Below are 13,351 nucleotides of genomic sequence, written 5' to 3' on the forward strand. Positions count from 1 at the left end.
CGTTCAAAGCGTTCGTTCGCAGCTCGCCGACGCCACGTGCGACTCGTGCAGCGTGACGGTGATTCCGCCCAATCCACGGGCTCCTTCGCCGAGCGCGCCCGCGTGCACCCGGTCCGCGAGCCGGTCGGCGATGACCTTGGCGAGGAACTCGGTCGAAGTGTTGATCCCCGCGAAGGCCGGTTCGTCATCGAGGTTGCGGTAGTTGAGCTCGCCGAGCACGGCGTGCAGCTGCTCGGTGGCCAGTCCGATGTCGACGACGATGTTGTCCGCGTCCAGCTCGGCGCGGCGGAACGTCGCATCCACCACGAACGTCGCGCCGTGCAGGCGCTGCGCGGGACCGAAGACCTCGCCGCGGAAGCTGTGCGCCACCATGATGTGATCGCGGACGGTGATGCTGAACAACGTTCCTCCAGATCAGTCGGGATAGACGATGCGGTGGCACAGCGCTGGGAGCTCGCCGCTGGCCAGCCGGGGCAGCACCGCGGGCAGGTCCGCGAAGTCGCTCTCCCCGGTCAGCAACGCGTCGAATCGGGGATCCGCGAGCAGATCCAGGGCCAGCGCCATCCGATCCGCGAACGTGCGGCGGCCGCGCCGCGCGGGCGACACGGTCCCCACCTGGCTGCCGCGCACCGCCAGACGCCGGGAATGGAACGCCTCGCCCAGCGGTACGGCGACCCGCCGATCGCCGTACCAGCTGAGCTCGATGACCTCGCCTTCCGGCACCAGCAGCTGCAACGACCGCGCCAACCCCGCCTCGGTGGCGCTGGCGTGCACCACCAGGTCGCAGTCGCCGACGGCCGCATCGGGTGTCGCGAACTCGACGCCGAGCGCCGCGGCGATCCTGGCGCGCCGCGGATTCACGTCGATCAGCTGAACTCGCGCACCGGGCAGCCCGGCGAGCAGCGCGGCCACGCAGCAACCAACCATCCCGGCGCCCACCACCGCGATCCGATCGCCGAGAAGCGGCGCCGCATCCCACACCGCGTTCAGCGCGGTCTCCACGGTTCCCGCCAGCACGGCACGCTCCGGAGGCACCGATTCCGGCACGGGTGTCACGGCGTTGATCGGGACGACGTAGCGGGTCTGGTGCGGGTAGAGGCAGAACACGGTGCGGCCGAGCAGATCCGCGGGACCCTGCGCAACGACCCCGACGTTGAGGTAGCCGTATTTGACCGGCCCGGGAAACTCGCCGTCCTGGAACGGCGCCCGCATCGCCGCGTACTGGCTCACCGGCACCTCGCCGCGAAACACCAGTGCCTCCGTGCCTCGGCTGACGCCCGAGTACAGGGTTCGCACCAGCACTTCGTCGGCGCCGGGTGCGGGCAGCGCCACCGGCCGGATTTCGCCCTCGCCGGGGCGGCGGAGCCAGAAGGCATGCGCATCCGGCTCCATCGGCATCCTCCAGGTGACTCGGGCTTCACGGGGCCTGTGCCGGAACCCGCCACTACGATACGTGTGCACATTTTGGACGCCAGCACGATCGGGGGCGCGGTGGCAACGCGGATCGGGCGCGGCGCGGGCCTGTTCGGCACTGAGCTGGCCGCCGGGGCCGCCGCGCAGCTCGCCCTGCTGGCGTCGCTCACCGCAGGTGTGGACCTGGGGCCGCGCGGCTGGCTGGCCGGAATCGCCTACACGGCGGGGCTGTGGACCGCCCTCGCCGTGGCCGGTCGCCGGTCGATACGAGCGCTGGGACCGGCCAACCGGGTCACCCTCGGCCGAGCGATGCTGGTCGGCTGCGTGACGGCGCTGGTCGCCGACGGCGTCAGCGCGGGGACGCGCACCGCGGTCCTCGTCGCGCTCGCGACCTGCGCGCTGATCCTCGACGCGGTCGACGGCCACGTGGCCCGGCGCACCGCGTCGGCGTCGCCGTTGGGTGCCCGGTTCGACATGGAAGTCGATGCCTTCCTCATCCTCGTGCTGAGCGTTTTCGTCGCGATGTCGTTGGGTGCGTGGGTGCTCGCGATCGGCGCGATGCGGTACGTCTTCGTCGCCGCCGCGTGGTTCCTGCCCTGGCTGCGCGCACCGCTGCCACCCAGCTTCGCCCGCAAGACGGTAGCCGCCTTGCAGGGCACGATTCTCACCATCGCCAGCGCGGGCATTGTCGCCCGGCTCGGTGCGATCGCCGTGGTCCTGGTGGCACTGGTGCTGCTCACGTGGTCGTTCGGGCGGGACATCGCATGGCTGCGGCGCAGCGGTCGCGCGAATCCCGGCACGGAGCGGGCTGAACTGGCGGGCTGAACTGGCGGACTGACAGGGGGTTCAGCCCGCCAGCACGTCAGCGCCCGGTCGAGAAGACCCCGATGCCGTTGGCCACCGCACGCGGAACCCCGTCGGAGGGCACGTTCTGCACGGTCGCCGACTCCTGGCCCGGATCCCGGACCGCGATCGTCGAAGAGCCGCCGCCGTCGAGGTTGACGGCATCCGCCGCGCCGAAGGACAGCAGCAGATCGGCCACTTCGCCGACGCTCATCCCGGTGCTGGCCGTCGACCGGCCGTCCACGGTCAGCAGGTACGCGGTCTTGCCGTCGGAGCTGACCCCGGCCGCTGTTCGCGGCGCCAGCGAGGCATCCAGACCGGACAGCGGCGATCCGGCGCGCAGGATCGGGAATCCGCCGACCGCGAACTCCAGCGGCGGCGCATCAGCGGCCACCAGGCGGGATTCGACCTCGACGCGGTCGCCCGGATTGAGCTTTTCCAGCTCGGTGGCGCCGTTTTCGCGTCCGACGAGAACCACCGTGTCCTCGGCGATGGCACCGGAGCCGGGCTGATCCTGCTCGGCGCTGACCACGCCGTCGCGGACCACCACTTCCTCGGTGTCGGTGCTGCACGGCGCTTCTCGGTCGGTGTCGGTTCCGCAGACCGCCCTGGCCCGCGAGACCGCACCCCAGTCCGAGGTGTAGACACCGATGCCGCCCACCGGCAGCGCGTACTGGTTCAGCCCCGATACCTCGGCGGTGCCCTTGGAACTGCGCACCTCGCCCTCCAGGCTCAGGCTGGACACGCGTGCTCGGTGGTCGGCGCCCACTCCGAAGACGTCCCTGGTCGAGGTGCCCGCCGGCAACGCGGGCCCGAACCGCTGCCCGTTGGGGACCGCGGCTTTCAGGTCTTCTCCGTCGGCGATCTCCGGACCGACCGAGGAGCCGGTCGCCTCGACGCCTTCGTGCGTCTCGCTCAGGTTGAAGAAGTCGCCGTTCACCCCGGCGACCGCCCGTTGCGCGTTGGTCATGTCGGGGATCTCGTCCCGAGCCGCCACCGAAGCCGGGTGCAGCAGACCCAGCTCGGCGTGCGGATTGCGCAGGTCCACGGTGATCAGATAACCGACCACCGGTCCGTGCGCAGTGGACAGTTGGAGCGTCTGGTAGGTCACCCCGGGCGCGATCTGCTCCACGGCGGTGTCGAGCTCGGCGGCGGATGCGGCCGTCGCCGGTAGCAGCAATGCGAAGGACACGACCACAGCCCCAAGCGCCCGTCGGCGCGCCAACCCAGCAGACGGCATCGTCGACTGCCTTCCTCGAAGTCAGAGATGGCGCCCACCAGCGCCCGGCCGCAGGTACAACATCATCCGGTGATGAACAGCCGGTATGACCGGGGCGAATTCGGCATGCCACGAACAAGACCGGCATGCGCGGTCGGTGACCGAACGGCCTGGACGACACTTTCAGCTGGGTCGTGATCGCGGCGCGTGATCGGGCCCGGATCGGGAGCGCCCGGATTGAGCGCAGCCCTTCACACGTGTGCTGGAGGTCTCCGGTTCATCCTGGGAGACTCGGCCTCTCGAAACAGCACACGCGAATAACGGTGCGTACCAGGCTGATCACTGGTGGAAGTGGGTGCCGCCGAACTCGGTTCGCGCGCGAGGTCGAGGCGCTCGCCGAACCTACGGCTTGCTGGCCGCGAGCGCTTCGATGATCGCGGTGACGACCTCGTCGGTCTTGGCGCTGCCGCCCACGTCGGCGGTCAGCACGCCGGAGGCGGTGGTGGCGTCGATGGCGTGGCGCACGCGGGCGGCCTCGTCGGCCAGCCCGAAGTGCTCCAGCATGAGGGCGGCGCTGCCGATCGCGCCGATCGGGTTGGCCAGGCCCTGCCCGGCGATGTCGGGTGCCGAACCGTGGACGGGTTCGAACATCGACGGGAAGCGGCGCTCCGGGTTGAGGTTGGCGCTGGCGGCCAAGCCGAGGCTGCCGGCCAGAGCCGATCCGAGGTCGGAGAGGATGTCGGCGTTGAGGTTCGAGGCGACGACGACCGACAGGTCCTCGGGCCGGAGCACGAACTTGGCGGACATGGCGTCGACGAGCACGCTCTCGGTCGCCACATCGGGGTAGTCGGCGGCGACGCGGGCGAAGACCTCGTCCCAGAGCACCATGCCGTACTGCTGGGCGTTGCTCTTGGTCACCGAGGAGACCTTCTTGCGGGACCGGGTGCGCGCGAGGTCGAAGGCGAACCGCATGATCCGTTCGCAACCGGACTCGGTGAACAGCGCGGACTGCACGGCCACCTCGTTGCCCGGTCCACGGCTGGCGAAGTTGCGCCCGCCGAGACCGGCGTACTCGCCTTCGCTGTTCTCCCGGACCACGATCCAGTCGAGTTCGGTGTCATCGGCCTTGCGCAGCGGAGAGACGACGCCGGGGTGGAAGTGCACGGGGCGGATGTTCGCCCACTGGTCGAAGTTCTGGCAGATCTTCAGCCGCAGGCCCCAGAGGCTGATGTGGTCGGGAACCGTTGGCCAGCCGACGGCACCGAAGTAGATGGCGTCGAAGTTCTTGAGCACTTCGAGCCCGTCGTCGTCCATCATGCGCCCGGTCTTCTCGTAGTAACCGCATCCCCACGGGAATTCGGTCCAGTCGAAGGCGAACGCTCCTCCGGAGTCGGCGGCGAGCGCGTCGAGGACCGCGCGGCCCGCGGCCACGACCTCCACACCTACGCCGTCGGCGGGGATCGCGGCGATCTGGAAGGTGCGCGCCGCAGGCAGAGCGGTCATCGACGCCACTCCTCGGTTGGTCTCGGGGGATGCTTCGAGTGAAGCCCCGACGCCGCCGCACTGTCCAACACGTACTTCCAATGCCGCGGATAGGACCGGCCTATCGGCGCAGTTCGACCAGGTCAGTCCAGGTGGTCCACCGGAGTGTAGGCGCGTGCGGTGGCCAGGAACGCGCAGGCCGCGGGTGTCAGGGGGGCCGCTCGGCTGAGCAGCGCGACGTGCAGGTGCGCGGGTGGGTCGATGCGGACGGTGCGCGCTCCGGCGCGTCGTGCCAGCGGTGCCCACGCGGCTGGCAGCACGGCCAGCCCGACACCCTGCAGCACCAGCGGCAGGATGGAGGTCCGGTGCGCCACCTCGGCGACGATCCGCACGTCGATTCCCGAGGCGAGGATGTCGTCGACGATCTGGCGCATCTTGCTGCCGGGGGGCGAGACGATCAGCCGGGTTCCGCCGAGCGCGGTGCGCGGCACCGGGTCTCCGGCGGGGAAGTCGGCGGGGGCGCCGACGAGTACGAACGCCTGGTCTTCCAACGGCAGCACGTCCACCCCCGGCGGTTGCAGCGGGCCGGGCGTCCCGACGAGGCCGAGTTCGCACGCGCCCTCGCGCACCTTCGCCACCACTTCGTCGGGCGTGAACGCGGCCTCGGCGCAGACCGTGATCCCCGGGTGGCGGCTGGTGAAGACGCGGGTCAGGGCGCCCAGCGGCTCGATACCGGGGGAGGGCATCGTCACCAGTTCGACCCGGCCGCGCCGGATGCCCTTCACCGAGTCCATGGTGGCCTGCGCGGTGCGCAGATCGCGCAGCACCTGACGAGCCGGTTCGATCAGTTCGGCACCCGCGTCGCTGAGCACCACGCCGCGACCGATCCGGTGGAACAGCGGCACCCCGAGCTCGCGCTCCAAACCGGCGATGGCCTGGGAGAGCGAGGGTTGCGCGAGATGCAGCTTGCGGGCCGCCCGGCCGAACCCGTCGTGATCCACGATCGCCAGGAAGTACTCAAGTTGGCGCGCGTCCATACCACCTCCGGGTCCGCGGTGACCACCACCGATAGGACGAACCTACCGACCACCACCGACCCGCGCGCCGCGGGCACCAACCCCGCCACGCGACCAGGGCACCGTTGCCAAGCCGAGAACAGAATCGGAGGGTGGTCGCTGGATCAGCCGGTTCCGGTTAGGCGGCGGGTGATCTCTTCGCTGATTCGGCGTTGGAGGTCGGCGAGTTGGGGGTCCGTGAGTTGGCCGAGGTCGGTCGGAATACCGGCCTCGGGCTGGCCGGTTCCGTACTGGGTGCCCACGCCGTTGCCGTTCTGGTCGGCCACCGATCCGCAGCGGATCAGCGAGTTGTCCGCTCGGTACAGGCAGGTTGGCTTCTCGCCCTGCAGGTTCCCGGTGCCCTGCACCCGGTACAGCAGGTTCTGGTCGTTGCCGATGGAGGCCACCCAGTTCTCCCCGGATGTCGGGGAAACCTCCAAGACCTTGTAGTTCTGCCAGTTCGGCAGGTCCTGGTAGTCGGCTTTGATGCGCGATTCGATGGCCCCCGGCGACACCCAGCTCGGGTTGAGCCGGTGCACGCTCAGCGGGGCGAGTTCGTGGCCCTGGGCTTCGGTGGTGACGGTGGACAGCGCGCTGATCGCGGTCGCCGAGCCGCGCCCGGTGAGCAGGGTGGCGTAGACGGTGCGGTTGTCCTTGGTGGGCAGTGCGAACTCGGTGTTGTTGCCGGAGTTGGTCTCGTCGTCGTCGGCGTCCCAGCCCGCGCGGTGCCACACCCAGTCCCAGAAGCCGCCCAACGTGTGGGTCGATTCGCGTTGGACCGCGGCGAGGCTTTTCGGGTAGGAGTTTCCGGGCAGACCCTTTGCGGTGTCCTGGAAGGTGATCGCGCCGGTCTTCCCGTTGTAGACGGCGACCCCGGCCGGGCGTTCGGTGACCACCAGCCAGCCGACCTGGCGCAGCAGCGGCACCACGACCTTCGGCGTGTCGCCGTCGCAGTAGCCGTACACGTCGTCGGCGTCGTAGAGCACTCCGCGCTGCTGCGACCCGATCAGCCGCCCCAGGTTGTGCGTCCACCAGCCGCCGATGCGGCGGTCGGCTTCGGCGGAGAATTCACAGGTCCGGCCGGTGCCTCGGCCGGTGAGCGGGATGTTCTGGGTCAACGCGACCTGGTAGCCGGAGAACCAGCCGCGCCGTTCGACGAGGCTGGTGAACTCGTCGTGCTGCGGCTGGTAGGTGCCGTTGACGAGATCGCCGGGCGCGTCGCCGAGGTTCGGCCGCGCCTGCGCCTGCGCCACCTGGAACGGCGCCCGCTGTCCCAGCTCCGGCACCCGGCCGTCGACCACGGCCACCGAACCGGCGTAGTCCCGGGCCTGCGCGTAGCTGTGGTAGCCGAACACCCAGAACCCGGCCGCGATGATTCCAGCGATGCCGACCAACGCGGCCAGGCACCCGGCGCCCTCCAAGCCGCGTTCCTCGTCGAGCGCCGCCAGACCGAGCACCACGACGGTCAGCACCACGACCGGGACCAGCACGAACAGCGCGGATCGCAGGCCCCACAGGACATTCGTCCAGAAGTACGGCGCGAGCCAGATCCACAGCCCGAGCAGCGCGGCGACGAGCACCACCCACCACACGACCGAGACGCTCCGCTTTCCGCTCATGGTGCCTCCAGCCGCGCGGATACCGCTGTCAGGTACCGATCATCGCGCAACCGGCTCGGGACCCCTCCCCACCCGGCGGCGGGTGCGTTCGGACGGAGCGAGCAGCGCCGCATAATAGGCGGCAGTTTCGCCTTGGCAGGAGGGAACGCGAGGTGGCGGTGAAGAAGTTCGTCCCGCAGGTGCTGCCGACTTGGGTGCGCGGCCTCGCCGCCGGGGTTCCCAAGGCCCCGCCGGGAGAAGAACCGATGGCGCCCGCGCCGCCGGGCACCATCTTCGTGCTGGCCGACGAAGGCGGCTACGCTGTGCCGCCGCGGCGGTTCGAGTTGCTGTTCGGGCGCGGCACGCCGAACGTGCACGTGCCGATCGGGGTCGACGATTCCCGCATCAGTCGGCGCCAGGGTGTGCTGGTGTGCGACGGCACCGAGTGGTGGATGCGCAACGTTGGCAAGCTACCGATCCAGTTGCCCGGCGACGCGCTGCTGCTCTCCGGCCAGGAGATGCCGGTGCCCGACGGCTACCTCCCGCTGTTCATCGGTGACCCGGCCAACCGGACGCACCTGCTGGAAGTTCGCGTGATCAGCGCGAGGCGCATCGATTCCGCCGTCGGGCCGGACAGTTCGACGGAGATCCCGCCGACCAACAAGCTCACCCATGAGCAGCGACTGGTGCTGACCGCGCTCGCGAAGCGATATCTGCACGGCCAGCGGCATGCGCAGCCCGCCACCTGGAAGGAGGTGGCCGACACCCTGAACCAGCTGCCCGGCGGCAAGACGTGGACCGAGAAGACGGTGGCCAACACGGTCGCCCCGGTACGTCGCCAGCTCGCCATCACGCGCGAGGACCTGCCCGAGCCGCTGGGCAACACGTTGAACCACAAGCTGATCCAGGTGCTGCTGCGCAACGCCACGCTGACCCCGTCGGATCTGGACCTGCTCGGCGAAACCGAGTAGTGCCCCAGCACCAGCCGGGACGGGCTACCCCGGCACAGGTCCGGCTTCGGATTGCCACCAGTCGATCAGCAGCGGCGCATCACTGCCCTTGAAGGCGAAGGCCAGGATGTTGTGCTGGTCGTCGGTCCAGATCAGGAACGGGCTGCCGGTGCTGTTCGTCGCGCACGCCAGCCGCCCGGTCGCGCCGCCCCGCGAATAGGGCGCGTTGCCGCGGAAGTCGGGCGCCCCGGCGGTGCAGTCCGGTCCGCTGATGTCGGTGTTCCAGTCGTAGCCGCTGTTCATCGACGCGGTGTCGGACAACTGGTAGTAGAACACGATGCCCGCGCCCCGAGTCGGCCCGCACACGACCGCCGCGACGGGCTCGTCCTGGACGTTCTGCTCGACCTGCTGGCGCGGTGGGCGCATGCAGTCCACCCTGGACGGTGCGGGGATGCGGTCCAGCAGTGCTTTTTCCTGCGGGGTGGGGAAAGCCGGTTCGGCATTGGCGTTGATCGCTTCGATGACCTGCCCCGCGAACGGCTCGAAACCGTAGTACTGGCGCCACCAGCTGGCCAGCGCCTCGGGCTCCGCGCCGGTGCCGCGCGTCATCAGCAGCAGCGGCTCGATGGTCCACTCGATGACCGGCGTGTCCTGCTGCCCCTGGTAGCACAGCAGGCCGCCGATTTCGATGCTGCGCAGATCCAGCCGGTTGTTGCCGAGGAAACCGCGCGCTGTGCCGTCGCCGCAGTAGACCTCCGACGGCGCGCCGACCTCGTTGACGTGGCTGTTGTAGGTGTGCTGGAGGCCGTCGAGATCGGCGAAGCGGTAGTAGGAGATCGTGTTGGCGCCGTCGTCCGGCGACGGGCAGTCGATCGCCGCCAGCACGTTTCGGAACGTCTCAAGGCCGCCGCTGGGCGCCCGACGGCAGTTCTCCAGCCCCACCAGGTCGATCAGCGCTTTTTCGTCGGCGGTGGGGAAGCTCGGCAGCCCCACCCACGTCGCCCACGAGCCCGCCAGGCCCACGTCGTCGATGTCCCGTCGGCTGGACCGCGCCATGGTGCGCGCGGCGTTGTCCGTCCACACCACCGAAGTGCTGCCATCGCGCGAGAAGCAGAGCACCCGGCCGATCGCCGGGCCCGCGCCCGGATAGCGGTGTTCCGCCCCGGCCGCCACGGTGCAGTCGCCGCTGCCGCGCGAGACCTCGGCTTGACCGAGCGCTTCGGTGTAGGCCTCGTCCATGGCGGGCAGTTCGTCGAACAGGCTGAACGTCACCTGCTGGCTTCCGTCCGAACAGGACACCACCTCGGTTGCCGCCGGTGAACCCGTTGCCGGATCGGCGATTTGGCAGTCCGCGCGCAGTCGCGCGGGGATGCGCGCCAGCACGTCCTCGCCGGGTTCGTCGCCAACACCGCCGCCGAGCTGCGGTACGACGACGGCGGTCAGGATGATCACCAGGGCCGCCGCGGCGCCCGAGACGACCAGCCGTCGTTTCGTCCGCCAAAGCCGGTCGAGCCGCTGCCGGGCCCGCTCGATCCACCCGTGCCGGGTGCCCGGCGCTGCCCCCGCGGAAGCCGCCGCCGCTGCCAGTGCCTCGGCCAACTCCGTGCAGCTGCGGTAGCGCTTGGTGGGTTTGGGGTCCAGTGCGGTGCGCACCACGTGGTCGAGCAATTCCGGCAGCCCGGCGCGCAGCTCGCTGACCCTCGGCAGCTCGCCCTTCTGCTGCGCCGCCAGCACCGCGTTCATGTCGGCGTAGTCGAACGGCCGCCGACCGGTCAGGCAGTGGTAGAGCAGCGCGCCGAGCGAATAGACCTCGCCGCGCCGGTCGAGCTCCGGATCGTCGCTCTCGTCCGCGCCGAGGCGTTCCGGTGGCGCGTAGTGCGCGGTGCCGTAGAACTCGCCCGCCCTGGTGAGGTTCTCGCCGGAGATCTCCTTGGCGATGCCGAAGTCGCAGAGGTACACGTGTCGCGCCGTGCCGGTGAGCAGGATGTTGCCCGGCTTGACGTCCCGGTGCACGACACCGTGCTCCAGCGCGTAATCCAGGGCCGCCGCGACCTGTCCGATGACGTGCACGGTCGTGGCGAGGTCGAGCGGGCCGTCCGCCAGCAGCCTGCGCAGGTCGTGCTCGGCGAACGGCATGACCAGGTAGAGCAGGTCCGCATCCGCGGCGGAGGCGGTGTAGACCTCGACGATGTTGGGATGCGACAGGGTCGACAGCACCCGGACTTCGCGGCGGAACCGCTCGCGGAACCTGGTGTCGCCAGCGAGGTTGCGGTCCATCACCTTCACCGCGACCCGGCGGTTGTACAGCCGGGGTTCGACGGCCGGGTACACCTGGCTCATGTTGGTCTGGCTCAGCGGCCGCGGAGCTAACTCGTACTCCGGCAGCAGATCCGCCACCTCGTGCTGAGGTGGGAACGCTGGGTCGGTGTTGCCTTCCAATGCAGAGCTCCTGGTGTCCGGCGAACTCGTGGTGCACGGTGTCGGAGACGGCCGGGGCCGGTCTTGATCTCGGCCCACAAGCATGAAACCAAACAGCGGGTCGCGGCGAGCGGCAACCCCGCCAGAAACAGCTGATTGCGGCCGCAATTCATCGTCGTAGCAGCTCCGGAGCCTCCGGCGGTGCGCCGGATCGCCGATCCGACGGACGGCCGCCTGCGGTGCTCAGCTGCTGGTCGGTCGCGGGGTGGTCCGCCTGGTCGGGCTCCGCTTGGACAGGTCGTGCGGGGTGGGGCGGTTTCCGGCGACGACTCCGACGATCACCGCGCGATCGGTGGTGGCGCCGGGCGGGCGGTGGTGGGTCAGCCACACCGATTCGTCGATGCGCGGTGTGCCTTCCGGATGCGGCGTCAGGTCCAGCACCAGGAGTTGGCCGAAGGGCACGTTGGTGCCGCCGTACTCGGCGGCTTGGCGCAGGTACTTGGCAGCCAGGTTCGCCCGCGACACGTTGGTCAGCTCGCGCTTGATCTCGGTCACGTAGCGGATCGCCCCGAAGGTCGTGATGACGTCCGCGCGTCCCATGGCGATGTCGGTCGCCTCCACGGTGACCAGGCCACCGAGCTGTCCGGTCGCCAGCCACTGGTAGTAGTCCTGCTGCAGATCTTCTTCGAGCGGGCGGCGCTCGCCCTTCTTCAGCAGGCGGCGGTAGTCGTGGTCCTTCTGCCGGTGCAGTCCCCACGTCTTGGTGGTGAGGTCCGCGCGGCTGAACAGGAACCGCAGCGTCTGCTCCAGCAGCAGGCCGAAGGTCGCCCGGACCTGGCTGGTGAACTGCGGAGACTCGGCCAGCTGGCCGAGCAGGCCGTCCAGCAGCGGATCGAGCACCGGGTGCGCCGTGCGGGAGCGGGCCAGATCGCTGTGGTAGACGACGCCGTCGAGGACGTTCAGGTCGTCATCGCTGATGCCCGCGGTGAGGTTCGCGGCTTGGCGCTCGCCGAAGGTGCGCACCAGCGCGGGGGCCAGCCGGTGCAGCCGCCGGACGTCCGGTTGGTGGGGGTCTTCGTCGTCGTCCTCGCCGGGGGTGCCGCGCAATCGCTGGGTGCGGCTGTCGCGGTGGTTCGCGGCTGCTGCCTCGATCCGGGTGAGCAGGAGTTCCGCCGTGCTCGCATCGAGCGGCGGGGTGTCCATTTTGGACGCTTCGGTGACCGATCGGCGCAGCGCGGCGAGCAGGCTCTGCTGGCGCAGTATCGCGTTCTCGATGGTGGGTTCGACCACGACCGCGAGCCCGGGCGTCGCCCGCACACCGGGCAGCGGCTGCGAGGTTCGAGCCTGCGTGTAGGCCTCCAGAACGGCGCCGAGCGCTTCCCAGACGTCCATCCAGATCGTCTCCGAGATGCGGATGGACGCCGCCTGCAGCAGCAGCACCAGCCGTCGCCAGGCAAGTTCCGCGGCCCGCCGGGGCCGCAGCCACGACGGCTGGTGCAGGCCGCTCAACCACGCCGAGCGCTGGTCCAGCGCCGTGGTGAGCCGGTCGGCGGCATCGGCGAGGCGCGCCTGGTCCTGCGCGGCGAACGCGAGAATCGCATCGCAGGCCGCGGCATAGGCCTTCGCGTCGTGGCGCGCCTCCTCGGCGGCGTCCACGGTGGCGAAGCGGGATCGCGCGGCGGTGAGCGAGTCGACGACCGCTGGCATGGTCGTCGCCGTAAGCGCCGATCTCAGGTGGTGGCACGCGAGCTCGAACGCCGCGTCGACGCTCGCCGCTTCGGCGTGGCAGAGCCGATCCAGGGTGTCGCGGAGCGGGACGATGACGGTGGCCTCGCTCGCCCAGCGGTCCATCGCGGCACCGACGAGTCGGGGGAGCTGCTCGGTGAACTCCTCGGCGGTGTGCTGCGCGAGGGTGGTGAGCTGGCCGAGAACCGTGAACGGCGCGACGGCGTCGGCAACCGCGAGGCGGACGGCGCCTTCGAGCCGACCCGCCGCCACCGACGGGTTGGACTCGATCAGCGGGGCGAGATCGCGCAGCAGCACATCGTGCAGGCGAGCCGCGTGCGCCCCGACCGCGGCGGGGCTGGCCAGCAGCTCGTCCACGCTGCTGGCCAGTGCGAGCAGGCTCTGCTGCGCGGTCAGGCCGCCGATGAACTCGGCGAGCGCCATCCGCCACCCGGCGGCACCGCGGCCCGCGGCGTCGGTCAACGCCTGCGCCAGCACCGGCGCCAGCGGACCGGCCGCGACCTCGGCGATGTCGGCGAGCACCGATTCGTCCGCCAATCGCGCGAGCGGACCCGTCGGCCCGTGGGCGGCTGCCGCGGCGAGCTGATCGGCGAGATCGGTCATGACCGGCTCCATCCCGGAGTGCGA

General features: G+C 70.3%; 10 protein-coding genes. 2 read left to right on the forward strand and 8 right to left on the reverse strand.

Annotated features, from left to right (window positions below; all coding sequences use genetic code 11):
• Positions 1–3: 3 nt before the first annotated feature.
• The gene (locus ACTWQN_RS33675) at positions 4–402 is read right to left on the reverse strand and encodes a 6-pyruvoyl trahydropterin synthase family protein (RefSeq protein WP_443207692.1); all 399 of its coding nucleotides are present in this window, start codon (positions 400–402) and stop codon (positions 4–6) included.
• 12 nt (positions 403–414) lie between these two features.
• Positions 415–1,392 carry a zinc-dependent alcohol dehydrogenase gene (locus ACTWQN_RS33680; RefSeq protein ID WP_443207693.1) on the reverse strand — a complete coding sequence of 326 codons (978 nt, stop codon included), beginning with the start codon at positions 1,390–1,392 and terminating at the stop codon, positions 415–417.
• Positions 1,393–1,464: 72 nt separating this feature from the next.
• Between ACTWQN_RS33680 and ACTWQN_RS33685 the strand changes: the two genes are divergently transcribed.
• Positions 1,465–2,238 (forward strand): CDP-alcohol phosphatidyltransferase family protein, encoded by a 774-nt coding sequence (locus ACTWQN_RS33685; RefSeq protein ID WP_443207694.1) that lies wholly within the window; start codon positions 1,465–1,467, stop codon positions 2,236–2,238.
• Between the two features lie 37 nt (positions 2,239–2,275).
• On the opposite strand, the gene ACTWQN_RS33690 is transcribed toward ACTWQN_RS33685, so the two are convergent.
• From ACTWQN_RS33690 to ACTWQN_RS33705, 4 genes are all read right to left on the reverse strand, one after another.
• A complete protein-coding gene (locus ACTWQN_RS33690) occupies positions 2,276–3,448 on the reverse strand; it encodes a phosphodiester glycosidase family protein (protein ID WP_443207695.1) in 1,173 nt (390 codons plus the stop codon).
• Between the two features lie 429 nt (positions 3,449–3,877).
• Positions 3,878–4,978, reverse strand: a complete 1,101-nt coding sequence (locus ACTWQN_RS33695) for a tartrate dehydrogenase (RefSeq protein WP_443207696.1) — start codon at positions 4,976–4,978, stop codon at positions 3,878–3,880.
• A gap of 122 nt (positions 4,979–5,100) precedes the next feature.
• On the reverse strand, positions 5,101–5,994 hold the full coding sequence (locus ACTWQN_RS33700; RefSeq protein ID WP_443207697.1) for a LysR family transcriptional regulator: 894 nt from the start codon (positions 5,992–5,994) through the stop codon (positions 5,101–5,103).
• A 143-nt stretch (positions 5,995–6,137) separates the two neighbouring features.
• Positions 6,138–7,631, reverse strand: coding sequence for a hypothetical protein (locus tag ACTWQN_RS33705; protein WP_443207698.1), 1,494 nt, complete (start codon positions 7,629–7,631; stop codon positions 6,138–6,140).
• Positions 7,632–7,789: 158 nt separating this feature from the next.
• Here ACTWQN_RS33705 and ACTWQN_RS33710 point away from each other — a divergent pair, with 158 nt between their 5' ends.
• Positions 7,790–8,581 (forward strand): FHA domain-containing protein, encoded by a 792-nt coding sequence (locus ACTWQN_RS33710; protein WP_443207699.1) that lies wholly within the window; start codon positions 7,790–7,792, stop codon positions 8,579–8,581.
• 24 nt (positions 8,582–8,605) lie between these two features.
• Here ACTWQN_RS33710 and ACTWQN_RS33715 read toward each other — a convergent pair whose 3' ends face one another.
• Positions 8,606–10,999, reverse strand: coding sequence for a serine/threonine-protein kinase (locus ACTWQN_RS33715; protein WP_443207700.1), 2,394 nt, complete (start codon positions 10,997–10,999; stop codon positions 8,606–8,608).
• Between the two features lie 222 nt (positions 11,000–11,221).
• Positions 11,222–13,327 carry a hypothetical protein gene (locus tag ACTWQN_RS33720; RefSeq protein ID WP_443207701.1) on the reverse strand — a complete coding sequence of 702 codons (2,106 nt, stop codon included), beginning with the start codon at positions 13,325–13,327 and terminating at the stop codon, positions 11,222–11,224.
• Between the last annotated feature and the right edge of the window lie 24 nt (positions 13,328–13,351).

Origin of the sequence: Saccharopolyspora antiqui, from assembly GCF_052246905.1 — a bacterium.
GTDB lineage: Bacteria > Actinomycetota > Actinomycetes > Mycobacteriales > Pseudonocardiaceae > Saccharopolyspora.

Coding starts and splice junctions, on each gene's coding strand:
- ACTWQN_RS33680 (WP_443207693.1), bottom strand. CDS start 1,392: ATGGAGCCGGATGCGCATGCCTTCTGGCTCCGCCGCCCCGGCGAGGGC.
- ACTWQN_RS33695 (WP_443207696.1), bottom strand. CDS start 4,978: ATGACCGCTCTGCCTGCGGCGCGCACCTTCCAGATCGCCGCGATCCCC.
- ACTWQN_RS33700 (WP_443207697.1), bottom strand. CDS start 5,994: ATGGACGCGCGCCAACTTGAGTACTTCCTGGCGATCGTGGATCACGAC.
- ACTWQN_RS33705 (WP_443207698.1), bottom strand. CDS start 7,631: ATGAGCGGAAAGCGGAGCGTCTCGGTCGTGTGGTGGGTGGTGCTCGTC.
- ACTWQN_RS33720 (WP_443207701.1), bottom strand. CDS start 13,327: ATGACCGATCTCGCCGATCAGCTCGCCGCGGCAGCCGCCCACGGGCCG.